The organism is Nocardioides sp. Z22_16, from assembly GCF_058134365.1.
In genome coordinates, this window is sequence record NZ_JBYTTI010000003.1 from 589,902 (window position 1) to 615,249 (window position 25,348).

Below are 25,348 nucleotides of genomic sequence, written 5' to 3' on the forward strand. Positions count from 1 at the left end.
CACTGGCTGGTCGCCGAAGATGATAGGCCGAAGCGGCGGCCGAGCGGCTACCCTGCGGTGGTCGGCGACCTGGCAGCGGCGTCGGGGGACGGGATCGAGGACGGGGGACGAGGTGTCGGAGACCAAGGCCGGGCCGGGCAGGACGGCGACCGTCATGCTCAGCATCCACGGCCCGCTCGGTGTCCTGGACCTCGTCGTCCCGGCCGCGGCGACCGCGCACGACGTCGCCCGGGCCTACGCCACGGAGTCCGGGCTCGCCTCGATCCCGCTGATCCAGACGCCGCTCGGCGAGCTGGTGGTGGCGGACCGCCCACTGCTCCAGATGGGGCTGGAGTCCGGCGACGTGCTGGTCGCGGTCACCGGCTTCCACCGCGGCCGGCCGCCTCAGGACGAGGTGCCCGACGGGCCCAGCGGCAGTTCCGGGCCGATGCCCGCCGCCGTGACGACGGCCGCCGCGCTCTGTGCGGTGCTGGCCGGCTGGTTCGCCTCCTACGCCGACTCCGAGCAGCTGCGCTGGCTGGTGGCCGCGGTGCTGCTGGGCAGCGGCCTGGTCGCCGTCCTTCCCGTCGGCCGGCACGCGCGCCACCGCCACGTGGCGGCGCCCGCGTTCGCGATCGGGGCGACCTACGCGGTGCTGGCGGCCGAGGGCCTCTACCAGACCCCCGCGGTGGTCGCCGCCTGCGCGCTGGGAGCCGGCGTGCTGGCCGCCCTGGCCCGGGCGATGGCCGAGGAGGAGGACCAGGAGCTCGTCGTCTGGATGGTCGCCGGAGCGGTGGTCGCCGGGGTCTGCGCCACGGTGCCCCTCCTCGAGCTGGACGCGGCCGTGGCGTGGGCGGTGCTGGTGCTGCTGGCGATGCTCGGCACCCGGGTCGCGCCGTCCATGGCGGTCGACGTCCCCGACGAGGCCCTGCTCGACCTGGAGAAGCTCGCCGTCACCGCCTGGTCGGCCCGTGAGCAGACCAGGGGACGCCGGGGCCGGATGGTCGTCCCCGAGGCGGCGGTGCGCGAGCTGGTGGTCCGGGGCAGCCGGACGGTGACCGCCTCGGCGGCGGCCGTCCTGGTCGTGCTCCTCGTCGCGGTGCCGCAGCTGGTGGCCACCGCCACGCTCGACCCGGACCGGATCGGCGCGCGGTGCCTGCTCTTCTTCGCCGGGGGTGCGGTCCTGCTCGCCGCGCGCAGCTACCGGCACGGGACGGCGCGGATCCTGCTGCGCCTCGGCGGCCTGTGGTGCTGGCTCTTCTTCGCCGTGGAGGTGCTCGCGGTCTCCGGTCCCTCGTGGCGGGTGGCGCTGCTGGTCATCGTGGTCGGGCTGGGACTGATCGCCCTGGCCTCGGCGATCGCCACGGGCCGGGGATGGCGGTCGGTGTGGTGGGCGCGCCGGGCCGAGGTCGCCGAGACCCTGTGCGGCTCCTTCGGCATCGCCGCGACGGTGGTGGCCTCGGGCCTGTTCAGATTCTTCTGGGAAATGAACTCGTGAGTGTTTATCTCCGTACCCCGGGGGTAGATGCTGCGTGTCCGGAGGGCCGGGACGTCTCTCTGGAAACAACAGTCCGTCACGGACTCCAACAAGACTCTTGCGGCACAGGGCCGCTGAGGGGGAAGGAACAACATGTCTGAAGCAGGTCTGACAGCGGCCGAAGCGGCCCTCAGCAAGGCGGCCGACGCCGTTGACACCGCCCGCAACGACGTCACCCAGCGCTGCAACTCGCTGAGTGGCCAGATCGACGCGATCGGCGCCAAGTGGGGCGGTCAGGGCGCGGTGGCGTTCCGTCAGCTGCACAACGCATGGCAGGAGAAGCAGCGCAAGATCGTCGGCGCCCTCGACCAGTTCTCCGAGTCCCTCCGCCAGACCGAGAAGGACAACGTCGCGACCGACCAGGCTCGCGCCGACGCGTCCGCCAACCTCATGAACCGCCTCGGCTGACGCCGGCCCTGACCGCTAGGAGAATGACTATGTCTTTCGACGGAATCCGCGTTGACCACGGCGCACTCGACCAGGCCTCCATGGACCTCAAGGCGGCGGCCAAGAAGATCGAGGGCCGCCTCGACGAGCTGGAGAACCAGCTCAAGCCCCTCGCCTCCGACTGGACCGGTTCGGCGCGGGAGAGCTACCGCCACGCCAAGCAGACCTGGGACACCGCCATCAACGAGATGGTCGTCCTGCTGGACCAGGTGGGCATGGCCGTCAACTCCTCCAACGAGGAGTACAAGGCCGCCGACTCGCGCGGCGCGGGCCGCTTCAGCTGATCGCACCGCAGGAGGCCGGCCGTCCGTCTGGACGGTCGGCCTCCTTCGTGTCTGCGCCGGCCCCCCTCACCCTTAAGGTGGGCTCTGCGTCACCGGGGGCCGGCCCGCTCACGGGCCGCTGGACCCCGGCCGCCGGGCTGGGATCGACGAGGGGGAGGACGAGATGAGCCAGACTGCCGCGAGCGCCTCGGGACTGGTGCGGGTGACGGTGACGTCCGGTTCCCGCCGGGTCGACCTGGTGCTCCCCTCCGCCGTCCCGGTGGCCGAGCTGGTGCCGGAGCTGGCCCGCAGCGTCGGGCTGCTCGACGCCTCCACCGTCTACGGCGGCTACCAGCTGGTGACCCAGGACGGGCGACAGCTGACCAACGAGGTCGGCCTCACCCTCCAGGGGGTCGAGGACGGCGGCGTGCTGGCCGTCACCGCGGGCTACCGCGAGAAGCCTCCGCAGGTCTACGACGACGTGGTCGAGGCGATGGCCGACGTCGTGGAGCACGAGCTCAACCCCTGGGAGCCGGAGACCGGCCGGCGGACCGCCCTGTGGGCGGCGAGCCTGCTGCTCGGCCTCGGCGCCCTCGCGCTCCTGGTCCAGGGTGAGAGCCTGCTCGGTGGCATCGCCGCCGCCGTCATCGCCGGCCTCCTCGTCTCCGGCGCGGTGGTGCTGGCCCGCGCCCAGGAGGAGCCCCAGGCGGCCGTGGCGGTCGCGCTGCTCAGCGGGGTCTACGCCGCCGTGGCGGGGCTGGTGCTGGCGCCCGGCGTGCTGGGCGGCTGGCAGTGGCCGCTGCCGAGCGACACCTTCGCCATGCCCCTGCTCTGCGCCGGCGCCGGGGTCCTGCTGGTGGGGATCGTCGCGCTGGTCGGCATCGACGAGGGGCGCGCCCTCGTGCTCCCCGTGGGGGTCGTGGGCGCGGTGCTGACCGCCGTCGGGGCCGTGGTCCAGGTGGTCGGCGGGGAGCCCTCGGTCGTGATGACCGTGGTGCTGACGGTCGTGGTCCTGCTGGGCAACGTCTTCCCGTGGCTGGCCCTGGGGCTCACCTCCACCAAGGTGGAGCAGGTGGTCACCCTCGCCGACGTGACCAAGGATCCCGACGAGATCCACCCCGAGCGGGTCGCCGCCGACGCCCGGATCGCCCACGAGATCCTGCTCGCGGTCGCCGCCACGGTCGGGGTGCTGATCACCCTCATCGCCCCGTTCGCCGTCGACCGGGGCGTCACCGGGACGCTGCTGGTGGTGATGTGCTGCCTGGCCGTGATGCTCCGCACCCGGCAGTACCGCACCCGCTCCGAGGTGCTGGCCGGACTGGTCTCGGGGATCTCCGGGCTCGTCGCGGTGGCGGTCTCGGTGCTCTTCCTGCACCCGCAGTGGCGCGCGGGGTCGGCCGTGGCGCTGGCCGTGGCGGGCGCGGTGCTCCTGGTGCTGACGCTGGCACCGCCGTCGCCGTCGGTGCGCCGTGGGCGGATCGGCGACGTGGTCGAGTCGATCGCCCTGCTCTCCCTGCTCCCGCTGACGGTGCTCGCCGTGGGTCTCTTCGAGCGGATCAAGGGCTGACCTCGTGGCGACCAAGAAGGAGCTCGTCGAGGCCTACCAGTTCAGCCGGCGCCGACTGGTGACCGCCTTCCTCAGCGGCGCGCCCGGCGGGCGCGAGGTCGAGCCGACCAAGCCGGGCCGCAGCCTGGTCGGCGGGATCGCCCTGGCCGTCCTGCTCTGCGCCGGTGCCGGGGTGGCCGGCTACCTGGGGGGCCGTCCCGACTCGAGCTGGAAGGCCGAGGGCAGCTTCGTCATCTCCAAGGACACCGGCGAGCAGTACGTCGTGCTGCGCGGTGGCGACGAGCAGACGATCCAGCGGGTCCCCAACTTCCTCTCCGGCCAGCTGCTGCTCGGCACCGCCGAGCCGGACGTCTACACGGTGAAGGACGAGCACATCCGCACCGTCACGCTCGGGGGCGACCTCGGGATCGAGGGCGCGCCGGCCGGCCTCCCCGGACCGGGTGAGCTGATGAACAGTGGGTGGACCGCCTGCACGGCCCAGGGGCAGGGGATCCGGGTGCACATCGACGAGGCGTCGGGCGCCCGGACCGACAGCGCTCCCGCCTTCGTCGTCCGCTCCCGCAGCGGCGCGCTCTGGCTGCTGGCCACCAGCCCCCAGGGGCCGTCCTACCGGTTCCAGCTCCCCGGCGGGGACACCGCCCAGTCGACCCTGCTGGACTCCCTGGGGTTCGGCGCCAGCTCGCAGGCCCCGGAGGTCGACGACGCCTGGCTCAACCTCTTCCCGCTGGGTCCGGCGCTCTCCCAGAAGGCGTTCGGGGTGACCCGTGCCGGCGAGCCCGTCGACTACGCCTCGCAGGGCCAGGAGGGCACCACCGACCTCCGCGCCTACCCGATCGGCACGCTGCTGGAGGAGGGCGACAACCACTACCTGCTCGGTGACTCCGGGCCGCAGATCCTGCGGCCCTTCGCCGCCGCGGTCTATGCCGCGCTGGTCGGCGACCCGGTCCAGCTGCCCACCCGGCTGCGCGCGCCCACCGAGGAGGCCGGGCACCCCCAGGAGTGGCCGCAGGAGCAGCCGACGGCGGTGGTGGGCACCGAGATGTGCGCCGTGCAGGAGGTCGTCGACGGGCAGAGCCGCACGCTGGTGGGCACCGAGCCCGACGCCGCGTCGTCCGTCGTGGAGAACGGGGTGTCGCCCGGCTCGCACGAGGTCGTCGTCGAGCCCGCGGGGGGCGCCTACGTGCTGGCGGGCGGCAGCACCTCCCGCGAGGGCGGCACGCCGTACGTGGTGGACGCGAAGGGCTCCAGGTACGAGCTGCTCGGGCCGATGGTCCCGGAGTACATCGGCTACGGCGAGGTGGACCCGCCGGTGGTCCCCGACGCGTGGCTCGTCTTCTTCGCCGACGGCGTGCCGTTGTCGGTGAACGCCGCGCGCGGTCTCCCCGAGGACGCGCCGGAGAACGCCGAGGCAGCCTCGTGAGGGCGTCCTGATGGCACCGGACCCCACGACCGGCGGCGGGTCGCGACGCGGCGGCGCGCGGTGGCGGGGCACGGCCGCGGCGGCGGCGGCGTTGTCGCTGGCGGTGCCGATGCTGGTGGCCGGGCCCGGCGCTGCCCCGCCGGCCCGTGCGGCCGGGGAGGACGCGTGCAGCCGGGACATCCTGCCGGAGACCGAGCGGACCGAGGACGTCGGTGACGGCGTGCGCAACCTTCCGCTGGAGCGGATGAACGTGAAGCTCGCCCACCGGGTGACGCGCGGCGCGGGCAGCACCGTGGCCGTCGTCGACAGTGGGGTGGGGTTCCTGGGCGGCAAGCAGGTGCGCCAGGAGTCGATCGGGTTCAACGGACCGCTGGCCTCCGGTCACGGCAACATCGTGGCGGGGCTGATCGCCGGCCCGGACGGCGTCGCTCCCGAGGCCAGGCTGATCTCCGTGCGGGTGCTGGACAAGGACTCGCCCGACCTCCAGCAGGGGCAGCGCGGGCTCAACTCCAACGCCGTGGAGGCCGCCCTGCTCCGGCTGGCCCAGGTGCACGCCACCGACCCCATCGACGTCGTCAACATCTCGCTGGCCCTGCCGGCCAGCGACCCGGGCGTGGCCGCCGCGGTCCAGCGGCTCCTCGACCGAGACATCGTCGTGGTGGCCGCCTCCGGCAACGTCGACCCGGAGAAGGCGAGCACCTCGCAGGGTGATGCGGACGTCTTCCCCGCCGACTACGAGGGCGTGGTGGCGGTCGGTGCCGTCGGGGCGTCCCGCTTCGTCGACGTCCGCGACCACGTGCTCCCCAACAAGGAGACCGTGGTCGCCGCGCCCGGCGGGGGTGGCCTCTCCTACAACCTCAACGGGCAGCGCTGCCAGGTCTCCACCGAGGAGGTCGCCACCTCCTGGGCGGCTGCCTCGGTCACCGGCGTGGTGGCGCTGCTGCGCGCGGCCTACCCCCGGGAGAACCGCCAGCAGATCGTCGCCCGGCTCACCCGGACGGCGGAGGGGTCGGAGCTCAGGCCCAACCCGTGGACGGGGGCGGGGGTCGTGCAGGCCGCCGACGCCCTGACCCACGAGCTGTCACCGCGGAGGAACGGCGAGCTGCGTCGCACCGAGACGGTGGTGCGCAGCGACGCCCAGGCGCCGCCACCCCCCGACCGTCCCGACGTCTTCGGCCCCTCGCGGACCATGCTGCTCTGGTTCGCGCTGCTCTCGGGGGCACTGGTCGCGCTCGCCTTCGTGGTGCGCCCCCTGCTGCGCCGCGGTGCCTGAGTAGTCGACGTCTCGCCGACCGGACCTGCCCGGAGATTGAAACGGACGCGCCGGGGTACGGCGGGCGCACGGTTCACCGAAGCGAGGAGACAGTCGTGCGCAAGCTCATCTCATTGATTCTGGTCATCTGGCTGGTGATCGGTGTCGCGGCCGCCTGGCAGCGCGGCTACTTCGGCGACGACCGGGACGTGAGCTGCAAGTCGCTGGGGGACACGGCGCTGACGATCGTTGCCGGTCCGCTGAACTACGCCGGGGTGAACCCGAAGATCAAGTGCCAGGACGTCGACGTCCCCGAGCCCTCGAAGTAGCGGGACGTCCCGCTCCCGTCAGGCCGAGGGCTCCGACACCCTCTTGCGGGCGCTCCTGGTGGTCTTCGTGACGACCGGAGCCGGCGGCTCGACGGGCTCGGCCTTCTTCTCGGGCGCGGGCTTCTCGGCGGCCGGCTTCTCGGTGGCGGGCTTCTCGGCGGCGGGGCTCGCCTTCTTCGCGGTGCGCCGAGTGGCGGGGGGAGCGGTCTTGGTCGTCTCCTTCTCCTCCTGGGCCTCCTTGCTCGCCTTGGTGGTCCGCGTCCTGCGGGCCGGCTTGGCCGGCTCGGCCTTGGCTCCGCCCTTGGACTTCTCCCGGATCCGCACCTGCTGGCCGGGCGGCCGCTCGACGTCGAAGAGCCCGATCTCGGTGACCAGGTCGACCAGCTTGGCGTAGCCCCAGTTGCGGGAGTCGAAGTCGGGCGCCTGCTTGGCGACGTGCGACCCGACACCGCCGAGGTGCGCCCACCCGTCGTCGTCGGAGCTGGCGGAGATGGCGTCGCGCAGCCAGCGGACCAGCTGGGCGTCGCTGCGCAGCTCCTGGCCGGTGCTCCGGCGGCGGGGGGTGCCGCCGCGGGAGGCGCCGGTCTCCGGGTGGTGCTCGGCCTCGTCGGCGTCGACCGTGTCGCCGGGGACGGCGTCCCCGTTGCGGTCGGAGGAGCGGAGCACGTCGAGGTAGACGAACTTGTCGCAGGCCGCGACGAGCGGCTTGGGGGTCTTCTTCTCCCCGAACCCGTAGACGGTCATCCCGGACTCGCGCAGCCGTGAGGCGAGCTTGGTGAAGTCGGAGTCGGAGGAGACCAGGCAGAAGCCGTCCAGGTTGCCGGTGTAGAGCAGGTCCATCGCGTCGATGATCAGCGCGCTGTCGGTGGCGTTCTTGCCCGTGGTGTAGCTGAACTGCTGCATCGGCTGGATCGCGTGGGAGTTGTTGGCGTCCTTCCACCCGGCGAGCCGCGGCGTCGTCCAGTCGCCGTAGGCGCGACGGACGGTGGCTGTCCCGTACTTCGCGATCTCGACGAGCAGCGACTCGACGATCGTCGGGGTGGTGTTGTCGGCGTCGATGAGCACCGCGAGCTTGGGGGAGTCGGAACGGGCCATTGGGCGAGCCTAGTGCGCGTCCCCGGTCGCCCGCGGGCCGGTGGTCACCAGGGCGTTGACGAGGTCGGCGGCGCCGTCGGGCCGGTCGACCGTGGCCGCGAACTCGCGACCCCCTCGCAGCGACAGCACCAGCCCGGGACCGCGGCGTACGACGGCGGCCCGGCCGCGGGTGCTGACCCGGTAGCCCCAGCCGCCCCAGCGCACCGGCTCGACGTGCTCGGCCCGGGCGGACGCGATGGTCTCCAGGGGCAGGCGGTGTCGCGGGAACGGGAGCGGCCCCCAGCGCACCGTGACGGCCTCACGATCGACGCGGACCGTCAGCGTGTGCATCAGGGCCAGCAGCAGACCGACGCCCACCAGGACCAGCCCTTGCTGCGCGAACCGGGCCGCAGCCACGGCGCCGGCCGCGACCAGCACCGCCGCGACCAGCAGCAGCGCCGGGGAGGAGGCCCGCCCGACCCACACCACCCGCTCCCCGTCGGAGATCTCGAGGCTCGAGGGGGCGGCGGGAGGAGCCGGGCGCTGGGCCGCGGTGCCCCGCGCCAGGCGCCAGAGCAGCCAGGCGGCCGCGGTCGGGAGGAGCGCGACCACCGCGACCCAGGCGTGTCCCAGGCTCACCTCGTCGGCCGAGGCGGCACCGGCCGCGTTGACCATCACCGTGAGGTAGACGCTCGTCACGAGCCACGCCACCCACCCGGCGCCGAGGGCGACCTCCGGCGCGATCGTCAGGTGGGCGCGCCCGGCGAGTGCCGCCGCTCCGACGAGGCCGCCGGCGGTGGAGACCACGGCCGACAGCAGGGTCAGCGCCAGGAGGGAGGAGGTGCCGTCGACCTCGCCCGCGGCGTTCCAGTGCCGCGGCAGCGGATCCGGCACCGAGTCGGCGTACCCGAGCCAGAGGAGCAGGACGAGGACCGGCGCGGCCAGCAGGAGGGTGGCCGCGGCGGCGATCCGGGCGGTGGTGGTCATGGGAGGGCCTTCCTGATCTCGTCGGCGAGCTGGTCACGGGTCATCCCCAGGCGCGACGCGGCCCGCACCAGCTCGTGGATCTGCTGCTGGAGCTGCGCGCGGCCGGCGGCGTCGCCCGGGGCCGGGTCGCTGCGGACGTGGACGCCGCGACCGCGGCGGATGTCGAGCAGGCCCTCGTCGCGCAGTGTCGCGTAGGCGCGCAGCACGGTGTGCATGTTGACCGCCAGCCCCTTCGCGAGCTCGCGCGCCGCGGGGAGCCGCTCACCTGGGGCGAGGGCCCCGGACGCGATCGCCGCCCGTACCTGCCCGGCGATCTGCTCGGCCAGGCCGGCCGGGCTCGACGGGTCCAATCGGATCAACATAGTTCGCATCGTACTAGAACAATGCAACCAAGCGGCGGTCGGGACGAGACCCCGGGTGGCGCGGGAGGGCGGCGCCGCCCCCCGAAATGCAGAGCAGGCCGGACCCGAGGGGTCCGGCCTGCTGTCGGTCTCAAGGAGACCAGCGGCGGAGGATAGGGGATTCGAACCCCTGAGGGCTGTTAACCCAACCCGCTTTCCAAGCGAGCGCCATAGGCCACTAGGCGAATCCTCCGCGGAGGAGGCTACCTGCACCCGGCCGGTGCCGGGAAATCGCCTCCCGCCTGCCGGTCCGGTGCCGACCGGTGGGACGGCGGCGCGGCCCGCTTTGTCGCCGTGCCTCCGGTTCACCTAGACTCTGCGGCAACCCCCCGTGCGGCGGCATCTCCTCGAATCCCCCAGGGCCGGAAGGCAGCAAGGGCAGAGGGGCTCTGTCGGGTGCACGGGGGGCCTTTGCGTCCCCGGCGGAAGCCGGCCCGGGCCCCGCCTCTCCTCGGCGGCCTCCGCGGTGGTCCCTGTCGTCCCTGGTGGTTAGGGTTCAGGCGTGGACTCACCCCTCGCGCTCTACCGCCGCTACCGGCCGGAGACGTTCGCCCAGGTCATCGGCCAGGACCACGTCACCGAGCCGCTGCGCAACGCCCTCGCGGGGGACCGGGTCAACCACGCCTACCTCTTCTCCGGTCCGCGCGGCTGCGGCAAGACGACCTCGGCCCGGATCCTGGCGCGCACCCTCAACTGTGCGGCGGCGCCGGTGGCCGAGCCGTGCGGCACCTGCGACAGCTGCCGCGAGCTGGCCACCGGGGGGAGCGGCTCGATCGACGTGATCGAGATCGACGCGGCCTCCCACGGCGGTGTCGACGACGCGCGCGACCTGCGCGAGAAGGCCTTCTTCGCGCCGGTGCGCGACCGCTACAAGATCTACATCATCGACGAGGCCCACATGGTCTCCAACCAGGGCTTCAACGCCCTGCTCAAGCTGGTGGAGGAGCCGCCTCCCCACCTGCGCTTCATCTTCGCCACCACCGAGCCGGAGAAGGTCATCGCGACCATCCGCTCCCGCACCCACCACTACCCGTTCCGGCTGATCCCGCCGCGGATGCTCGCCGACTACGTCGTCGAGCTCTGCCAGCGCGAGGGGGTGGCGATCGAGGCCGCCGCCGTGCCGCTGGTGGTGCGGGCGGGCGCGGGCTCGGCGCGCGACACCCTCTCGGTGCTCGACCAGCTGATCGGCGGCTCCGGTCCCGAGGGCGTCACCCACCAGCTCGCGGTCAACCTGCTCGGCTTCACTCCCGACACCCTGCTCGACGAGGTGGTGGACGCCTTCGCCGCCGCCGACGGTGCCGCCGTCTTCGGCGTGGTCGACAAGGTGATCGAGTCCGGCCAGGACCCGCGTCGCTTCGCCGAGGACCTGCTGCGCCGCCTGCGTGACCTGGTGATCGTCGCCGCGGTGCCGGACGCCCCCGTCACCGGCCTGATCGACGTCTCCCAGGACCAGGGCGAGCGGCTGGTGGCCCAGGCGGCCCGCTTCGGCGGCGCCGACCTCTCACGCGCCGCCGACCTGGTCGCCAGCGGGCTGATGGACATGAAGGGCGCGATCTCCCCACGCCTGCTGCTCGAGCTCATCTGCGCCCGGGTGCTCCTCCCCGGCGCCGACCACGGCACCGAGGGGGTCCTGGCCCGCCTGGACCGGCTGGAGAAGCGCTTCGCCATCGTGGGCCCCGGCACCCCCGCCGCGGCGCTCTCCGCGCAGCCCGTCCTCCCTCCGGAGCGGACCGCGCCCGCCACCCCGCCGACCGCGCCGACGCAGGCCCCCGCCCAGCAGCCGCCGGCCCAGCCCGTGCCGCAGGCGCAGGCACCGGTCGCGCAGGCACCCGCCCAGCAGCCGCCGGCCGCGCAGGCACCCGCCCAGCAGCCGCCGGCCCCGCAGGCGCCGCCCGAGGCGCAGGGGCAGGCCGAGCCGACGGGCTGGGAGCAACCCGACTGGCCCACGCCGGCTGAGCCAGGGTCGGCCGCCACCCCGCCCCCGGCCGCCGCGCCCCCGGCGCCTCCCGCTCCCTCCCAGCCCAGCGACACGCCCACGGCTCCGCCGGGCGCCCCCTCCGGCGGGCTCTCGCTGGTCGACGTGCGCCGCCTGTGGCCCGACGTGGTGGAGGCGGTGAAGGGACGCCGACGGCTGGCCTGGATCCTGCTCACCCAGAACGCCCAGGTCACCGGCGTCGACGACCGGACCCTCACCGTGGGCTTCAACAACCCGGGCGCCCGGGACTCCTTCGTCGCCGGCGGCAACGACGAGATCCTGCGCCAGGCCGCGATCGACGCGGTCGGGGTCGAGTGGCGCATCGACTGCGTCGTCGACCCGGGGGCGCTGCCCTCCGGCGCCACCGCCGCCTCCCACGTGGTGCGGGAGCCCGCCATCGAGAGCCGGCCGCCGGCCGAGCCCGCCGCATCGCCGCAGTCGGCGCAGTCGGCCCCGGCGCCCGAGCCTCAGGCCCCGGGGGAGCAGCCCGCGTCGCCCGCGGTCGACCCCCAGGGGCTGGCCGCCGCGCGGGGGGCGATCCAGCAGACCCGCACGGGCGGCCGCCCACGGCCCGACACCGACCAGCGCGCCCTCGCCGATGCGGCGGCGCACCCCGACGACCCCGACGCCGACTCCCAGGGCCTCGACAGCGCCGAGCTGCTGCGCCGCACCCTGGGTGCCGAGGTGATCGAGGAGATCGAGCACCGATGACCGTGCTCCAAGAGACCGCGTATCGTCCCACCCCCACACCCGGAACGAGGACCACCCGATGACCCAGAACCCCTTCGACGCCCTCGGCGGGGCCGGCGGCTTCGACATGAACGCCCTGCTCGCCCAGGCCCAGCAGATGCAGGAGCAGCTCGCCTCCGCCCAGGAGCGGCTCCAGGAGGTGCGCGTCGACGGCACGGTCGCCGGCGGCGCCGTCACCGTGACGCTCAGCGGCGCCGGCGAGCTGGTCGCGGTCGCGATCAAGGCCGGCGAGTTCGACGGCAACGAGTCCGACGAGCTCGAGGACCTCGGCGACATGATCGTGGCCGCCTTCCGTGACGCCAAGGCCAAGGCCGACGCGATCGCGGGGGAGGCGCTCGGACCGCTGGCCGGCGGCGGCATCCCCGGACTGGGCTGACTCCCTTTGTATGAAGGTGTCGTCCAGGACCTGATCGACGAGCTCGGTCGGCTGCCGGGTGTCGGTCCCAAGAGTGCCCAGCGGATCGCGTTCCACCTGCTCCAGGCCGAGCCTGCCGACGTGCGTCGGCTCGCCGACGTCCTCATCGAGGTCAAGGCCAAGGTGAAGTTCTGCTCCATCTGCTTCAACGTCTCCCAGGACGAGCAGTGCCGGATCTGCCGCGACCCGCGGCGCGACCCCTCGGTGCTCTGCTGCGTGGAGGAGTACAAGGACGTGGTGGCGATCGAGCGGACCCGCGAGTTCCGGGGCCGCTACCACGTGCTGGGCGGCGCGATCTCACCGATCGACGGGATCGGCCCCGACCAGCTCCGGATCCGCGAGCTGATGGTGCGCCTCGCCGACGGCACCGTCCAGGAGGTGATCCTCGCCACCGACCCCAACCTGGAGGGCGAGGCGACCGCCACCTACCTGACCCGGATGCTCAAGCCGATGGGGTTGCGCGTGACGCGACTTGCGAGTGGACTGCCAGTGGGTGGTGACCTGGAGTACGCCGACGAGGTCACCTTGGGCAGGGCGTTCGCGGGAAGGCGGTCAGCTGATGACTGAGACGACCTCGACCACCGGGCTCGCCGGCGCCCCGACACCGGTCACCGGCGACCTGGAGGAGTTCGCGGGACAGATCGCCGACCAGGTCGAGACCTTCCTGGTCGCCGTGCAGGCGGTCGCGGCGGAGGAGGACGGCAGCCGGGCGATCCCGCTGCTGCTGCTCGAGACCGCACAGATCTCCCTGGCCGGTGCCCGGCTGGGCGCGCAGGTGGACTTCCGCCCCCGGGCTGAGTACCAGCCCGACGTGGGGCCCGAGCCCGACGTGGACCCGCTGCGGCTGGGACTGGCCCGCACCCTCGGACCGGTCGACACCTACAGCTTCGTGAACGACCCGTACCAGCCGGAGGTGGTGACCAGCCAGCTCTCCGACGACCTCACCAGCGTCGCCACCGACCTGGCCAACGGGCTGCGTCACTACGCCGCCGGCAACCTGACCGAGGCGCTGTGGTGGTGGCAGTTCTCCTACGTCTCCTCCTGGGGCAACCTGGCCGGCGCGGCGCTCAACGCGCTCTGGTCGGTGGTGCACCACGACCGGCTCGACGTGGAGTTCTCCGGCGAGGACGAGCAGCTGACGGCGGCGAATGAGATGTTGGAATCCGACGCGATGGGCGGAAGTTAGACTGGATCCTTGGTCGGCACGGTCGACCGGGTCAGGTGCAGTCGATCGAGCAAGGGGTGTGGCGTGGGCATTGTCGTGCAGAAGTACGGCGGCTCCTCGCTTTCCGACGCCGACGCCGTCAAGCGGGTCGCGCGACGGATCGTCGAGATGAAGAAGGCCGGGCACGACGTGGTCGTGGCCGTCTCCGCCATGGGCGACAAGACCGACGAGCTGATCGACCTCGCCCACGAGGTCTCTCCGCTGCCGCCCGCCCGTGAGATGGACATGCTGCTCACCGCCGGCGAGCGGATCTCCATGGCCGTGGTGGCGATGGCGATCTCCGACCTGGGCTACACCGCCCGCTCGTTCACCGGGTCGCAGGCCGGCGTCATCACCGACGCGGTCCACGGCAAGGCCAAGATCATCGACGTCACGCCCGGCCGCATCACCGCCGCCCTGGCCGAGGGCCACATCGTCATCGTGGCGGGGTTCCAGGGCGTGAGCGCGGACACCAAGGAGATCACCACCCTGGGCCGCGGCGGCACCGACACCACCGCGGTGGCCCTGGCCGCCGCGCTGGGCGCCGACGTCTGCGAGATCTACACCGATGTCGACGGTGTCTTCACCGCCGACCCGCGGATCGTCAGGACGGCCCGGAAGCTCGCCAAGGTCTCCTACGAGGAGATGCTCGAGCTGGCCGCGTGCGGGGCGAAGATCCTGCACCTGCGCTGCGTCGAGTACGGCCGCCGGCACGGCATCCCCATCCACGTCCGCTCGTCGTTCAGCCAACTGCAAGGCACCTGGGTCGTGGACGACCCCAGTGAGGGAGGCACCATGGAACAGCCCATCATCGCCGGAGTGGCCCACGACCGGAGCGAGGCCAAGATCACGGTCGTCGGCGTGCCCGACAAGGTGGGCGAGGCGGCGCGGATCTTCGAGGCGCTCGCCGACGCGCAGACCAACCTGGACATGATCGTGCAGAACGTCTCCGCCGTGGCGACGGGGCTGACCGACATCTCCTTCACGCTGCCCCGCACCGACGGGCAGACCGCGATGGCCGCCCTGGCGCGGATCCAGGCCGAGGTCGGCTACGAGAAGCTCCTCTACGACGACCGGATCGGCAAGGTCTCGCTGATCGGCGCCGGGATGCGCTCGCACCCGGGGATCACCTCGAAGTTCTTCGGCTCGCTGGCCGGGGCCGGCGTCAACATCGACATGATCTCCACCTCCGAGATCCGGATCTCGGTGATCGTGGCCGAGGCGGACGTCGACGACGCGGTCCGCGCCACGCACACGGCGTTCGACCTGGACGCCGACGAGGTCGAGGCCGTCGTCTACGGCGGGACCGGCCGATGACCAGCCTCGGCATCGTCGGCGCGACCGGCCAGGTGGGGGTGGCGATGCGCCAGATCCTCGAGGAGCGCGACTTCCCCGCCACCCAGGTCCGGTTCTTCGCCTCCGCCCGCTCCGCCGGCAAGGTGCTGCCCTTCCGCGGCGAGGAGATCGTCGTCGAGGACGCGGCCACCGCCGACCCGACCGGGCTCGACATCGCCCTCTTCTCGGCGGGGGCCACCACCTCCCGCGCCCAGGCGCAGCGGTTCGTCGACGCCGGCGTCATCGTCATCGACAACTCCTCCGCCTTCCGCAAGATCCCGGAGATCCCCCTGGTGGTCTCCGAGGTCAACCCGGAGGCGATGGACGAGGTGATCGCCGCCGGCCGCGGCATCGTCGCCAACCCGAACTGCACCACGATGGCCGCCATGCCGGTCCTGAAGGTGCTGCACGACGCGGCCGAGCTCAAGCGCCTCGTGGTCTCCACCTACCAGGCGGTCTCCGGCTCCGGTGTCGCCGGCGTGGAGACCCTCGCCTCCGGTGTGGAGAACGCCGGGGACGCACGCGGGCTGGCCTACGACGGCACGGCCGTGCCGGCCGGGGACGCCGGGCCGTACGTCGAGCCCATCGCCTACAACGTGCTGCCGCTGGCAGGCTCGATCGTGGACGACGGCCTCAACGAGACCGACGAGGAGCAGAAGCTGCGCCACGAGTCCCGCAAGATCCTGGGGCTCCCCGACCTGAAGGTCTCCGGCATCTGCGTCCGGGTCCCGGTCTTCACCGGCCACTCGCTCGCGGTCAACGCCGAGTTCGGCTCCGAGCTGACCGCCGACGCCGCCCGCAAGCTGCTCGCCGACGCCCCCGGGGTCTCCCTGGAGGAGATCCCGACCCCGCGGAAGGCTGCCGGCCAGGACCCGTCGTACGTCGGCCGCATCCGGCAGGACGAGGGCGTGGACGGCAACCGCGGCCTCGCGCTCTTCATCAGCAGCGACAACCTGCGCAAGGGCGCCGCCCTCAACACCGTGCAGCTCGCGGAGATCATCGCCGCCGCTCGCTGAGCCCACCCCCTCTCGCGAGGGGAAGCAGAAGCACCGTTCCCGTGCCGGGGACGGTGCTTCTGCTTCCCGTCACCGAGCGTGCAGACATGTGGGTGGAGAAATGCAGAAGGCTCCCGGACCCACTGGGTGGATCCGGGAGCCTGCTGCCGGGAAAACTCTGTCGGGCTGACAGGATTTGAACCTGCGGCCTCCTCGTCCCGAACGAGGCGCGCTACCAAGCTGCGCCACAGCCCGATCGTGGGCGTCACCGTGCGAGGCACGACTGCTCACGAGCAACGCGAGCATAGCGGAGCGCCCGGGGCGTGCCGAAATCGGGTCCTGGGAGTGGGCGCTCAGAGGCGGGGAAGCAGCGTGATCAGCGTCGCCTCCGGCCGGCAGGCGACCCGCAGCCGGACGTAGGGGTTGGTGCCCAGCCCCGCCGAGACGTGCAGCCAGGACGAGCCCGGGTCGCCGTCGACCGACTCCGCGGGGTGGCGGTGGAGCCCGCGGGCCCGCTCGGGCTCCAGGTCGCAGTTGGTGGTCAGCGCCCGGCCGCCGGGCAGGCAGACCTGGCCGCCGTGCGTGTGGCCGGCGATGATCGCGTCGTAGCCGTCGGCGGCGAACTGGTCGAGGACCCGCAGGTAGGGCGCGTGGCAGACCGCCAGCCGCAGGTCGGCGTGGGCGTCGGCCGGCCCCGAGACCCGGTCCAGGTCGTCGTAGCCCAGGTGGGGGTCGTCGACACCGGCGAACGCGATCCGGGTGCCGGCCACCTCGAGCGCACCGAAGCCGTTGGTGAGGTCGAGCCAGCCCGAGGCGTCGAACGCCGACTTCAGCTCCGGCCACGGCAGCTGCGGGACGTCGGTGTGACGGGTCCCGTCGTCTGGCAGCAGGTAGCGCAGCGGGTTGCGCAGGGTGGGCGAGAAGTAGTCGTTCGAGCCCAGGACGTAGGCGCCCGGCACGTCCAGCAGCCCGCCCAGCGCGTCGAGGACGACCGGCACCGCGCGCCGGTGGGCGAGGTTGTCCCCGGTGTTGATCACCAGGTCCGGCGCCAGGTCGGCGAGGGAGGCCAGCCACTCCTGCTTGCGGCGCTGGTCCGGGGTCATGTGGATGTCGGAGAGGTGGAGGAGCCGCAACGGGCCGTGGCCGGCGGGCAGCACCCGGACCTCGAGCTCACGGAGCGTGTAGGCGCGCGCCTCCCAGGCGGCGTACGCGGTGAGGCCGGCGCCGGCCGCCACTCCGAGGCCGGCGGTGCGGGAGAGGATCTCGCTGGGGGTCACCGCGCCTAGGCTGCCACACTGGGGTCATGAGCACTCTCAAGGACCGCCTCCGCGCCGACCTGACCACCGCGATCAAGGCACGCGACGAGCTGCGCTCCTCCACCCTGCGGATGGTGCTGACCGCGATCACCAACGCGGAGGTCGCCGGCAAGGCGCACCGCGAGCTCTCCGACGACGACGTGATCGGCGTGCTGAGCAGCGAGGCGAAGAAGCGGCGCGAGGCCGCGGTCGCCTTCGAGGACGGTGACCGTCCCGAGCAGGCGGCCAAGGAGCGGGCGGAGGCCGAGGTGCTCGCCGACTACCTGCCGACCCCGCTGACCGAGCAGGAGATCGCCGACCTGGTGGCTTCCGTCATCGCCGAGACCGGTGCGGCCGAGCAGGGGATGCGCGCCATGGGCCAGGTCATGGGCCGGGTGCAGGCGCAGACGAAGGGACGCGCCGACGGCGGCGTGGTCGCCGCCGAGGTGCGGCGCCAGCTCGGCTGAGGCCGGTCAGCCGCGGCCGCGGCGCCCCTTCTTCTTCTTTTTCTTCTTCGGCGGCTCCGGGACGAAGCCGGTCGAGGGGTGGTAGACGACCGTGTCCCCGGCGCTCAGCTGGGAGCCGCTCTCGGGTGTCGTCGCGGCCACCGAGCCGTCCGGGACCTCGGAGTTGAGGTAGCCGCCCAGCGACGGGTTGAAGCCCGCGGCACGCAGCGCTGCCTCCGCCTCGGCGACCGGCATCCCGACCACGTCGGGGACGGAGGTGAGCACGCCGGCGATCTGCGTGGAGTCCGGCCGCTGGAAGTCCTCGTCGGCCAGGGCCGGGGCCACCGTCCGCATGGCGTCACCCCAGATGGGTCCGGCGTTGCCGGAGCCGGAGGCGGAGCTGATGTAGCTGCCGCCGACGAGCTGGCCGTTGAGGGTGACCCAGTGCCCGACCTCGTTGGCGCCCGCGATCATCGCGGCGGTGGCGAGGTTGGGGGTGTAGCCGACGAACCAGACGGCCATGTTGCCGTTGATCGTCCCGGTCTTGCCGGCGGCGGGCTGGCCCGGCGTGAGCGCGGCGCCGAAGCCGCCCGGCTCGATCACGCCTCGCAGCACGTCGTTGACGGCGTCGGCGACCGCGCCGGGGAGCACCTGCTGGCACTTCTCCGGGTACTCCTTGAGCAGGTTGCCCTGGGCGTCCTCGATCGCACTGACCGGGCGGGAGTCGCAGTGCAGACCGCGGCCGGCGAAGGTCGCGTAGGCCTCCGCCATCTCCAGCGGGCTGGTGCTGGGGATGCCCAGGGTGAAGGAGGCGACGCGCTCGGCGCCGAAGCCGTTCTCGTCGCCCTCGGGGTTGGTCAGCCGGATGCCCATCTGCTTGGCCAGGTTGAAGGGCTCGCAGATCCCGGTCTCCCGGATCAGCTGCACGTAGAAGGTGTTCACCGACTCCCGGGTGCCGGTGTACATGTTCTTGACACCCGACGTGGTGGAGTTGCCCACCGTCCAGGGGCCGTAGTCGTAGGGCTTGTCGTCGCAGTCGATGAAGTCCTCGCGCCGGAACGTCATCGACGGCGGCGAGTTGAACGACTGGGTCAGCGAGATGCCCTGCTTGAGGGCGGCGGCGAGGACGAACACCTTGAACGTCGAGCCCGCCTGGAACCCTCGGGAGTCGCCGTACTCCTCGGGGACCACGTAGTTGAGGTAGGTCTGGCCGGCCTTCCGGTTGGCCCCCATCGGCCGCGACTGGGCCAGGGCCTTCACGTTGCCGGTGCGCGGCTCGACCATGGCCAGGCCGCCGATGGCGTTGTCGGTCGGGTAGACGTGGCTCTGGACCGACTCGTCGGCCGCCTTCTGGAAGTCCAGGTCCAGGGTGGTGCGGATGGAGAGCCCGCCGGACTTGATCAGGCGCTCGCGGTCCGCCTTGGTCTTGCCCAGGGAGCGGTCCTCGAGCAGGTACTTGACCACGTAGTCGCAGTAGAACGGGGCCGGGGAGTTGACGCACCCGTTCGCAGCCGGCTGGATGTCGAGGCCCAGCTTCTGGCCCTTGATCTTCTCGGCCTTCTCCGCCGGGATCACGTTGAGCTCGGCCATCCGGTCGAGCACCACGTTGCGACGCGACAGCGCCCGCTCCGGGTAGTTGGTCGGGTCGTAGCCGGTGGGGTTCTTCACCAGACCGGCCAGGGTGGCGGCCTGCTTGAGGTTGAGCTGCTTGGCGTTCTTGTTGAAGAAGTGCTTGGCCGCGGCCTGGATGCCGTAGGCGCCGTCGCCGTAGTAGGCGATGTTGAGGTAGCGCTCGAGGATCCACTCCTTGGAGTAGTTCTGCTCGAACGCGATGGCGTAGCGCAGCTCCTTGAACTTCCGCGCGTAGGTCTCGTCGGTGGCCGCGTCGGCCTCCTCCTTGTCCTCCGCCTGGTCGACCAGGGTGAGCTTGACCATCTGCTGGGTGATCGAGGAGCCGCCCTGCACCACCCCGGCGCTGGCCTGGTTGGTGATCAGGGCGCGCAGCGTGCCCTTGAGGTCGAGGGCGCCGTGCTCGAAGTAGCGGTAGTCCTCGATGGCGACGATCGCCTCGACCATCTTCCGCGAGATCTGGTCGAGCCCGACGGTGATCCGGTTCTCGTCGTAGAGGGAGGCGATGAGGTTGCCGTTGATGTCGTAGACCGACGTCTTCTGGGCCAGTGGCTTGGCCTCGAGCTCGGCGGGCAGCTCGTCGATGCCGCGGGAGACGTCCTCGCTAGCCGACCCGAGCACCGCCGCGAAGGGCAGCACGAGACCGGCGGTGAGGAGGCCGATGACGACGGCGACCGCGGCCATCACCCCCAGGTGGGACAGGACGCGACCGGTGCGCGGGTCGCCCTCGGCGGACTCCGGGGCAGGCTGAGACATGTGCTCCAATGTACGGGAGGGCCGGGCTCCCGCCTACCTCCGCGACGACCCCCGGGGGCGGCCTGGGCACAGGACGACCGGCCGCAGGTCCCGACGGGACTAGTCCCAGATGACTAGTCGAAGTGGACCATACGAGTCTGGCTAGCGAGGGCGCTGGTCCATACCTTTACTACAGGTCACAAAGCGTGAGTGGACTTCATGGGGATGTCCACCCGCATATTGAGGATCTGGGGAGTAAATCATGTGGGTCGAGGACTGGACGTCGAAGGCAGCATGTCGGGATTCAGCCCCCGACCAGCTGTTCGTGCGCGGCGCCGAGCAGAACAAGGCCAAGCAGCTGTGCAACGGCTGCCCCGTGCGCACCGAGTGCCTCGCCGAGGCCTTGGACAACCAGATCGAGTGGGGCGTCTGGGGCGGCATGACCGAGCGTGAGCGCCGCGCCCTCCTCCGCCGCCGGCCCGGTGCCAGCTGGCGCAACGTGCTCGAGAGCGCCCGCGAGGAGCACACCCGTACGGCGTCTCCCCTCACCGCGTCCGTCGACGTCTGAGCTCGCGGGAGTGAGGGGCGTCCCTCACTCCTCGCCGGCGAGCAGGTCCCCGATCCGCCGCAGGCCGTCCAGGTCGTGCACGTCGGTCGGCAGCGCCCGGACCACCACGGCCGGCACGGTCGGGTGGGCGGCCGCGAAGCGCGTCACCAGACGCCGCTCCCGGTCCACCATCGCCAGCCGGTCGGCATGGAGCCGCAGCAGGCCGGCGGTCAGCGACCCCTGGTCGGAGCGGCGCAGCCGGTCGGCGGCGGCGCCGGCCTCCTCGGCCGTCAGCGTGGTGCTGGTCGCCGGGCTCGCCCGGTTGACGACGAGCCCGGCCAACGGCATGTCGTCCTCGCTGAGCCGCTCGACGAAGTAGGCGGCCTCGCGCAGCGCGTCCTCCTCGGGGGCGGCCACCACCAGGAACGCCGTCCGGTCGTCCTGCAGGAGGGCGAAGGTCTTCTCCGCGCGGGCCCGGAACCCCCCGAAGAGGGTGTCGAAGGCCGCGACGAAGATCTGCATGTCGCGCAGCACCTGGGTGCCGAGGATCTTGGTGAGCGCCCCGGTCATCACGCCCACGCCCGCCGACATCAGCCGGGCCGGGCCCCGCGCGGGGGCCGTCAACAGCCGGATGAAGCGGCCGTCGAGGAAGCTGGAGAGCCGCTCCGGGGCGTCGAGGAAGTCCAGCGCGGAGCGCGAGGGCGGGGTGTCGACCACGATCAGGTCGTAGGAGCCGTCGGCCTCGGCCTTCCGGTAGATCTGGCCGAGCTTCTCCATCGCCATGTACTCCTGGGTGCCGGCGAAGGAGCTGGACAGGGCCTGGTAGAAGGGGTTCTCCAGGATCTGCCTGGCCTTCTCGGGGGTGGCCTGGCTGCTCACCACCTCGTCGAAGGTGCGCTTCATGTCGAGCATCATCGCGTCGAGGGAGCCGCTGCCCTGCACGGTCGGCACCGGCCGCGGGGTGTTGTCGAGCTTCTCGACCCCCATCGCCTGGGCGAGCCGCCGGGCCGGGTCGATGGTCAGCACCACGACCTTGCGGCCCCGTTCGGCCGCCCGCAGCGCCAGCGCCGCGGAGGTGGTCGTCTTGCCGACCCCGCCCGACCCGCAGCAGACCAGGATGCCGATCGCCGGGTCGTCGAGGAGGGCGTCGACGTCCAGCACCGGGGCGTCGATGGGGTGGGCGGCCAGCGGGCCGACCCGGGTGCGTCGCTCGCTCATCGTCCCATCCCCTGTTCCTTGAGGCAGGCGGCGAGCTCGTAGAGCCCGCCCAGGTCCACGCCCCCGGCGAGCAGGGGCAGCTCGTACGTCGGCCGGTCGAGGTCGGTCACCAGCTTGCGCTGGCTCTCCTCGAGGTCGCGGCGGGCGGCGTGCTCGTGGGCCTCCACGGCCAGCTCGTCGACCAGGGCGTCGAGGTCGTCGTCCTCGACCCCGGACTCGCGCAGGTCGTCGGCGATCCGGGCGGTGTCCAGCGCGCCGCGCGCGGCGGCGGAGAGGGCCTCGTCGTCGAGGTCGCGGGAGCGCACCAGGTTGACCACGATCCCGCCCACCGGCAGGTCGGCCCTGCGGAGCTCGGCGATCCCGTCCGCCGTCTCCTGGACGGGCATCTCCTCCAGCAGGGTGACCAGGTGCACCGCGGTGCGTGGCGAGCGGAAGAGGGTCATCACGGTGTCGGCCTGGCTCTTGATGGGGCCGACCTTGGCCAGCCCGGCGAGCTCGCCGTTGACGTTGAGGAACTGGGTGATCCGGCCGGTGGGCGGCGCGTCCAGCACCACGGCGTCGTAGGTCACCGCGCCCTTGCTCCGGGCGTTGCGCTGGACGGCCTCGTAGACCTTGCCGGTCAGCAGCACGTCGCGCACCCCCGGCGCGATGGTGGTGGCGAACTCGATCACCCCGAACCGGTCCAGCGCCCGGCCGGCGCGGCCGAGCTTGTAGTACATCGCCAGGTACTCCAGGAGCGCGGCCTCGGCATCGATGTGCAGCGCGTGGACCGCTCCGGCGCGGCCCCTGCTGTCGGCGAGGCCGCGGGCGACCCGGGTCTCGGCGTACGGCAGGGGGTCGACGTCGAACATCCGGGCGATGCCCTGGCGCCCCTCGACCTCGCAGAGCAGGACGTGGCGACCCGAGGAGGCCAGGGCCAGGGCCAGGGCCGCGGCCACGGTGGACTTCCCGGTGCCACCCTTGCCCGTCACGACGTGCAGGTCGACACCGGGCCAGTCGGGGGAGACGCTCTCGTCGCTCACCCCTGCAGGATAGGCAGGCGGGGGTCGTCCGGGGTCGTGCGGAACCAGGGCGTGGACGACCGACCCGTCGGTCCGGTCAGCTGGCGGCGCTACCGCCGCAGGATCCGGGTGAGGGCGTGCGCCTCCTCCAGCAGCAGGGCTCCCAGCTCGCGCCGGCGCGCGGCGGAGAAGCGCCGCTCGATCCCGGTCAGGCTGAGCGCCCACGCCGGGCGGTCCTGCGGGTCGAAGACGGCCGCGCCCATCCCCCAGCTGCCCTCGACGAGGAGCCCGGGGTTGACCGCCCACCCGTCGGCCCTGGTCCGGGCGACGCGCTCGCGCACCTGCGAGGCCGCGTGCGGCTCGCCGTACGCGGGGACCAGGTCGGCGCGCCGCAGGTAGTCGTCGACGTCGGGGTCCGGCAGGTGGGCGAGGATCGCCAGGCCCGCCGAGGCGACCCCGAGGGGGAACCGGATCCCCTCGTGCAGCACGTGGGAGCGGATCGGGAAGCTGCCGTCCTCGCGGAGCAGGCAGACCGTCTCGTCGCCGCGGCGCACGGAGAAGAAGGCGCTCTCGCCGGTCGCCACGCTGAGGCGCCGGACGACGGGCTGGGCCAGCGCGGTCACGTCGTACCGCTCGGCGGCGGCGGCGCCCAGCAGGTAGAGCTCGGGTCCCAGCACCCACCGCCCGGAACCGGGGTCGCGTTCGGTCAGCCCCTGGTCGGCCAGCGAGACCAGGAGCCGGTGCGCCGTGGGGCGGGCCAGGCCGGTGGCGCGCGCCAGCTCCGAGGTCCCGGTGCCGTGCGGCTCGTGCGCCGAGACCGCCTTGAGCAGCGCCGCGGTCCGGCCGACCACGTCGGCCGGAGCGGTGGGGCGGTGCTGCGCCGGGGTGTCCACTGGATGAACGCTACCGCGCAGAGTGGTCCGCTCAGCGAGAGATACGCGTCAGCAGGGTGGTCGGGCGTTGACGCCGTGGGCGACCGGGCATTGAATCGGCCCACAGTCGCATCGCACGAGCACCGAACGCTCAGCGAACCAGGAGGAGCCGATGGACAAGGTCGTGGTCAGCGCTGCGGAGGCGGTGGCGGACATCGCGAGCGGGGCCACCCTCGCCGTCGGCGGGTTCGGGCTCTGCGGGATCCCCTCGGTGCTGATCGAGGCGCTCCTGGAGTCCGGGGTGGACGACCTCGAGGCGGTCTCCAACAACTGCGGCGTCGACGACTGGGGTCTGGGCCGCCTGCTCGCGCAGAAGCGGCTGCGGCGCATGGTGTCGTCGTACGTGGGGGAGAACAAGGAGTTCGCCCGGCAGTACCTCTCCGGGGAGCTCGAGGTCGAGCTGACCCCGCAGGGCACGCTGGCCGAGCGGATGCGCGCGGGCGGCTCCGGCATCCCGGCGTTCTTCACCGCCACCGGCGGCGGCACCCAGGTCGCCGAGGGCGGCCTGCCGTGGCGCTACGACGACTCCGGCAACGTGGTGGTCGCCTCCCCGCCCAAGGAGACCCGGGAGTTCGAGCTCTACGGCGAGCGCCGCGACTACGTGCTCGAGGAGGCGATCGTCGCCGACTTCGGGCTGGTCCGCGCCTGGAAGGGCGACCGGCACGGCAACCTCGTCTACCGCGACTCCGCGCGCAACTTCAACCCGCTTGCCGCGATGTGCGGGCGGGTGACCATCGCCGAGGTGGAGCACCTGGTCGAGCCCGGCGAGCTGGACCCCAACGACGTGCACACCCCGGGGGTCTACGTGCAGCGCGTCGTCGCGCTCACCCCGGAGCAGGCCGCGGAGAAGCGGATCGAGAAGCGGACCGTGCGTCCGGCCGGAGAGGACGCCTGATGACCGAGCCGACCGGCTGGACCCGTGAGCAGATGGCCGCCCGCGCGGCCTCGGAGCTGACCGACGGCTCCTACGTCAACCTGGGCATCGGCCTGCCGACCCTGGTCCCCAACTACGTCGCCGACGACGTCGAGCTGGTGCTCCAGTCGGAGAACGGCATCCTCGGGGTCGGCGCCTACCCGGTCGAGGGCGAGGAGGACGCCGACCTCATCAACGCAGGCAAGGAGACCGTCACCGTGCGCCGCGGGGCGTCGTTCTTCGACTCCGCGACCTCGTTCGGGATGATCCGCGGCGGCAAGATCGACGCCGCCATCCTCGGCGCCATGCAGGTCTCGGCCGCCGGCGACATCGCCAACTGGATGATCCCCGGCAAGATGGTCAAGGGGATGGGCGGCGCGATGGACCTGGTCCACGGCGCCAAGCGGGTGATCGTGCTGATGGAGCACGTGGCCCGCGACGGCTCCTACAAGATCGTGCGGGAGTGCTCGCTGCCCTACACCGGCCGCGGCGTGGTGCAGCGGATCATCACCGACCTCTGCGTCCTCGACGTCACGCCCGAGGGCCTGCGGCTCGTCGAGCTGGCGCCCGGGGTCACCGAGGACGAGGTGCGGGAGAGGACCGAGCCCCCGGTGGGGTGAGCGGGGATGGCGTGGATCCCCGGTCAGGCGGGGGACCACAGGGTTGTGGGGGCGTGCAAGCCCCACGAACCCTGCGGACGCC

The 25,348-nt window shown here is 72.7% G+C and carries 25 protein-coding genes, 2 tRNA genes and 1 other RNA gene; 18 read left to right on the forward strand and 10 right to left on the reverse strand.

The window, feature by feature from the left end:
* Positions 1 to 112 precede the first annotated feature (112 nt).
* From AC3X7R_RS11230 to AC3X7R_RS11260, 7 genes are all read left to right on the forward strand, one after another.
* Complete coding sequence (locus AC3X7R_RS11230) at positions 113 to 1,477, forward strand: hypothetical protein (RefSeq protein ID WP_489965734.1); 1,365 nt, start codon at positions 113 to 115, stop codon at positions 1,475 to 1,477.
* Positions 1,478 to 1,609: 132 nt separating this feature from the next.
* Complete coding sequence (locus AC3X7R_RS11235; protein ID WP_489965735.1) at positions 1,610 to 1,924, forward strand: WXG100 family type VII secretion target; 315 nt, start codon at positions 1,610 to 1,612, stop codon at positions 1,922 to 1,924.
* Between the two features lie 29 nt (positions 1,925 to 1,953).
* Complete coding sequence (locus tag AC3X7R_RS11240; RefSeq protein WP_489965736.1) at positions 1,954 to 2,247, forward strand: WXG100 family type VII secretion target; 294 nt, start codon at positions 1,954 to 1,956, stop codon at positions 2,245 to 2,247.
* A gap of 163 nt (positions 2,248 to 2,410) precedes the next feature.
* The gene (gene eccD / locus AC3X7R_RS11245) at positions 2,411 to 3,793 is read left to right on the forward strand and encodes a type VII secretion integral membrane protein EccD (protein ID WP_489965737.1); all 1,383 of its coding nucleotides are present in this window, start codon (positions 2,411 to 2,413) and stop codon (positions 3,791 to 3,793) included.
* A gap of 4 nt (positions 3,794 to 3,797) precedes the next feature.
* Positions 3,798 to 5,213 (forward strand): type VII secretion protein EccB, encoded by a 1,416-nt coding sequence (locus tag AC3X7R_RS11250; RefSeq protein ID WP_489965738.1) that lies wholly within the window; start codon positions 3,798 to 3,800, stop codon positions 5,211 to 5,213.
* A gap of 10 nt (positions 5,214 to 5,223) precedes the next feature.
* Positions 5,224 to 6,486 carry a S8 family serine peptidase gene (locus AC3X7R_RS11255; protein WP_489965739.1) on the forward strand — a complete coding sequence of 421 codons (1,263 nt, stop codon included), beginning with the start codon at positions 5,224 to 5,226 and terminating at the stop codon, positions 6,484 to 6,486.
* Positions 6,487 to 6,581: 95 nt separating this feature from the next.
* Positions 6,582 to 6,794, forward strand: a complete 213-nt coding sequence (locus tag AC3X7R_RS11260; protein WP_489965740.1) for a hypothetical protein — start codon at positions 6,582 to 6,584, stop codon at positions 6,792 to 6,794.
* An 18-nt stretch (positions 6,795 to 6,812) separates the two neighbouring features.
* On the opposite strand, the gene AC3X7R_RS11265 is transcribed toward AC3X7R_RS11260, so the two are convergent.
* From AC3X7R_RS11265 to AC3X7R_RS11280, 4 genes are all read right to left on the reverse strand, one after another.
* Entirely contained in the window at positions 6,813 to 7,889 is a 1,077-nt protein-coding gene (locus AC3X7R_RS11265; RefSeq protein WP_489965741.1) for an NYN domain-containing protein, read from the reverse strand.
* 9 nt (positions 7,890 to 7,898) lie between these two features.
* Entirely contained in the window at positions 7,899 to 8,855 is a 957-nt protein-coding gene (locus AC3X7R_RS11270) for a DUF1648 domain-containing protein (RefSeq protein WP_489965742.1), read from the reverse strand.
* A complete protein-coding gene (locus AC3X7R_RS11275) occupies positions 8,852 to 9,217 on the reverse strand; it encodes a GntR family transcriptional regulator (RefSeq protein WP_489965743.1) in 366 nt (121 codons plus the stop codon). The genes AC3X7R_RS11270 and AC3X7R_RS11275 overlap by 4 nt, the downstream gene beginning before the upstream one ends.
* A gap of 146 nt (positions 9,218 to 9,363) precedes the next feature.
* Positions 9,364 to 9,449 (reverse strand) — tRNA-Ser (locus AC3X7R_RS11280).
* Between the two features lie 130 nt (positions 9,450 to 9,579).
* Between AC3X7R_RS11280 and ffs the strand changes: the two genes are divergently transcribed.
* The 7 genes from ffs to AC3X7R_RS11315 all read left to right on the forward strand — a co-directional run bounded on the left by ffs (position 9,580) and on the right by AC3X7R_RS11315 (position 15,951).
* An RNA gene (gene ffs / locus AC3X7R_RS11285) (signal recognition particle sRNA small type) lies at positions 9,580 to 9,669 on the forward strand.
* A gap of 89 nt (positions 9,670 to 9,758) precedes the next feature.
* Positions 9,759 to 11,942, forward strand: a complete 2,184-nt coding sequence (locus AC3X7R_RS11290; protein ID WP_489965744.1) for a DNA polymerase III subunit gamma and tau — start codon at positions 9,759 to 9,761, stop codon at positions 11,940 to 11,942.
* 58 nt (positions 11,943 to 12,000) lie between these two features.
* A complete protein-coding gene (locus tag AC3X7R_RS11295; RefSeq protein WP_489965745.1) occupies positions 12,001 to 12,357 on the forward strand; it encodes a YbaB/EbfC family nucleoid-associated protein in 357 nt (118 codons plus the stop codon).
* A 6-nt stretch (positions 12,358 to 12,363) separates the two neighbouring features.
* Positions 12,364 to 12,963 carry a recombination mediator RecR gene (gene recR, locus AC3X7R_RS11300; RefSeq protein WP_489965746.1) on the forward strand — a complete coding sequence of 200 codons (600 nt, stop codon included), beginning with the start codon at positions 12,364 to 12,366 and terminating at the stop codon, positions 12,961 to 12,963.
* Positions 12,956 to 13,582: a DUF5063 domain-containing protein gene (locus AC3X7R_RS11305; RefSeq protein WP_489965747.1), complete on the forward strand. Its 627-nt coding sequence runs from the start codon at positions 12,956 to 12,958 to the stop codon at positions 13,580 to 13,582. The genes recR and AC3X7R_RS11305 overlap by 8 nt, the downstream gene beginning before the upstream one ends.
* 63 nt (positions 13,583 to 13,645) lie before the next feature.
* A complete protein-coding gene (locus tag AC3X7R_RS11310; protein WP_489965748.1) occupies positions 13,646 to 14,917 on the forward strand; it encodes an aspartate kinase in 1,272 nt (423 codons plus the stop codon).
* A complete protein-coding gene (locus AC3X7R_RS11315) occupies positions 14,914 to 15,951 on the forward strand; it encodes an aspartate-semialdehyde dehydrogenase (RefSeq protein WP_489965749.1) in 1,038 nt (345 codons plus the stop codon). Before AC3X7R_RS11310 ends, AC3X7R_RS11315 begins: the two co-directional genes overlap by 4 nt.
* Before the next feature lie 160 nt (positions 15,952 to 16,111).
* On the opposite strand, the gene AC3X7R_RS11320 is transcribed toward AC3X7R_RS11315, so the two are convergent.
* Positions 16,112 to 16,185: transfer RNA gene (locus AC3X7R_RS11320), tRNA-Pro, on the reverse strand.
* Between the two features lie 98 nt (positions 16,186 to 16,283).
* On the reverse strand, positions 16,284 to 17,207 hold the full coding sequence (locus tag AC3X7R_RS11325; RefSeq protein ID WP_489965750.1) for a metallophosphoesterase: 924 nt from the start codon (positions 17,205 to 17,207) through the stop codon (positions 16,284 to 16,286).
* 26 nt (positions 17,208 to 17,233) lie between these two features.
* Between AC3X7R_RS11325 and AC3X7R_RS11330 the strand changes: the two genes are divergently transcribed.
* Positions 17,234 to 17,692, forward strand: a complete 459-nt coding sequence (locus tag AC3X7R_RS11330) for a GatB/YqeY domain-containing protein (RefSeq protein ID WP_489965751.1) — start codon at positions 17,234 to 17,236, stop codon at positions 17,690 to 17,692.
* Positions 17,693 to 17,698: 6 nt separating this feature from the next.
* Here AC3X7R_RS11330 and AC3X7R_RS11335 read toward each other — a convergent pair whose 3' ends face one another.
* Positions 17,699 to 20,056 carry a transglycosylase domain-containing protein gene (locus AC3X7R_RS11335; RefSeq protein ID WP_489965752.1) on the reverse strand — a complete coding sequence of 786 codons (2,358 nt, stop codon included), beginning with the start codon at positions 20,054 to 20,056 and terminating at the stop codon, positions 17,699 to 17,701.
* Between the two features lie 241 nt (positions 20,057 to 20,297).
* Between AC3X7R_RS11335 and AC3X7R_RS11340 the strand changes: the two genes are divergently transcribed.
* Entirely contained in the window at positions 20,298 to 20,603 is a 306-nt protein-coding gene (locus AC3X7R_RS11340; protein ID WP_489965753.1) for a WhiB family transcriptional regulator, read from the forward strand.
* Positions 20,604 to 20,627: 24 nt separating this feature from the next.
* Here the strand turns inward: AC3X7R_RS11340 and bagB are convergent, their stop codons facing one another.
* The 3 genes from bagB to AC3X7R_RS11355 all read right to left on the reverse strand — a co-directional run bounded on the left by bagB (position 20,628) and on the right by AC3X7R_RS11355 (position 23,694).
* The gene (gene bagB, locus AC3X7R_RS11345; RefSeq protein ID WP_489965754.1) at positions 20,628 to 21,800 is read right to left on the reverse strand and encodes an ATPase BagB; all 1,173 of its coding nucleotides are present in this window, start codon (positions 21,798 to 21,800) and stop codon (positions 20,628 to 20,630) included.
* Positions 21,797 to 22,822, reverse strand: a complete 1,026-nt coding sequence (bagA, locus tag AC3X7R_RS11350) for an ATPase BagA (RefSeq protein WP_489965755.1) — start codon at positions 22,820 to 22,822, stop codon at positions 21,797 to 21,799. Before bagA ends, bagB begins: the two co-directional genes overlap by 4 nt.
* Positions 22,823 to 22,911: 89 nt before the next feature.
* Positions 22,912 to 23,694, reverse strand: a complete 783-nt coding sequence (locus AC3X7R_RS11355; RefSeq protein WP_489965756.1) for an IclR family transcriptional regulator — start codon at positions 23,692 to 23,694, stop codon at positions 22,912 to 22,914.
* Between the two features lie 151 nt (positions 23,695 to 23,845).
* Between AC3X7R_RS11355 and AC3X7R_RS11360 the strand changes: the two genes are divergently transcribed.
* Positions 23,846 to 24,628 (forward strand): CoA transferase subunit A, encoded by a 783-nt coding sequence (locus tag AC3X7R_RS11360; RefSeq protein ID WP_489965757.1) that lies wholly within the window; start codon positions 23,846 to 23,848, stop codon positions 24,626 to 24,628.
* Positions 24,628 to 25,266 (forward strand): CoA transferase subunit B, encoded by a 639-nt coding sequence (locus AC3X7R_RS11365; protein ID WP_489965758.1) that lies wholly within the window; start codon positions 24,628 to 24,630, stop codon positions 25,264 to 25,266. The genes AC3X7R_RS11360 and AC3X7R_RS11365 overlap by 1 nt, the downstream gene beginning before the upstream one ends.
* The last annotated feature ends 82 nt before the right edge of the window (positions 25,267 to 25,348 follow it).

What these genes read in the sequence shown, in the direction of transcription:
- AC3X7R_RS11235 (WP_489965735.1), top strand. Translation starts at nt 1,610, where the DNA reads ATGTCTGAAGCAGGTCTGACAGCGGCCGAAGCGGCCCTCAGCAAGGCG.
- AC3X7R_RS11240 (WP_489965736.1), top strand. Translation starts at nt 1,954, where the DNA reads ATGTCTTTCGACGGAATCCGCGTTGACCACGGCGCACTCGACCAGGCC.
- eccD (WP_489965737.1), top strand. Translation starts at nt 2,411, where the DNA reads ATGAGCCAGACTGCCGCGAGCGCCTCGGGACTGGTGCGGGTGACGGTG.
- AC3X7R_RS11255 (WP_489965739.1), top strand. Translation starts at nt 5,224, where the DNA reads ATGGCACCGGACCCCACGACCGGCGGCGGGTCGCGACGCGGCGGCGCG.
- AC3X7R_RS11265 (WP_489965741.1), bottom strand. Translation starts at nt 7,889, where the DNA reads ATGGCCCGTTCCGACTCCCCCAAGCTCGCGGTGCTCATCGACGCCGAC.
- AC3X7R_RS11270 (WP_489965742.1), bottom strand. Translation starts at nt 8,855, where the DNA reads ATGACCACCACCGCCCGGATCGCCGCCGCGGCCACCCTCCTGCTGGCC.
- AC3X7R_RS11275 (WP_489965743.1), bottom strand. Translation starts at nt 9,217, where the DNA reads ATGTTGATCCGATTGGACCCGTCGAGCCCGGCCGGCCTGGCCGAGCAG.
- AC3X7R_RS11295 (WP_489965745.1), top strand. Translation starts at nt 12,001, where the DNA reads ATGACCCAGAACCCCTTCGACGCCCTCGGCGGGGCCGGCGGCTTCGAC.
- AC3X7R_RS11305 (WP_489965747.1), top strand. Translation starts at nt 12,956, where the DNA reads ATGACTGAGACGACCTCGACCACCGGGCTCGCCGGCGCCCCGACACCG.
- AC3X7R_RS11315 (WP_489965749.1), top strand. Translation starts at nt 14,914, where the DNA reads ATGACCAGCCTCGGCATCGTCGGCGCGACCGGCCAGGTGGGGGTGGCG.
- AC3X7R_RS11330 (WP_489965751.1), top strand. Translation starts at nt 17,234, where the DNA reads ATGAGCACTCTCAAGGACCGCCTCCGCGCCGACCTGACCACCGCGATC.
- AC3X7R_RS11335 (WP_489965752.1), bottom strand. Translation starts at nt 20,056, where the DNA reads ATGTCTCAGCCTGCCCCGGAGTCCGCCGAGGGCGACCCGCGCACCGGT.
- AC3X7R_RS11340 (WP_489965753.1), top strand. Translation starts at nt 20,298, where the DNA reads ATGTGGGTCGAGGACTGGACGTCGAAGGCAGCATGTCGGGATTCAGCC.
- bagB (WP_489965754.1), bottom strand. Translation starts at nt 21,800, where the DNA reads ATGAGCGAGCGACGCACCCGGGTCGGCCCGCTGGCCGCCCACCCCATC.
- AC3X7R_RS11360 (WP_489965757.1), top strand. Translation starts at nt 23,846, where the DNA reads ATGGACAAGGTCGTGGTCAGCGCTGCGGAGGCGGTGGCGGACATCGCG.
- AC3X7R_RS11365 (WP_489965758.1), top strand. Translation starts at nt 24,628, where the DNA reads ATGACCGAGCCGACCGGCTGGACCCGTGAGCAGATGGCCGCCCGCGCG.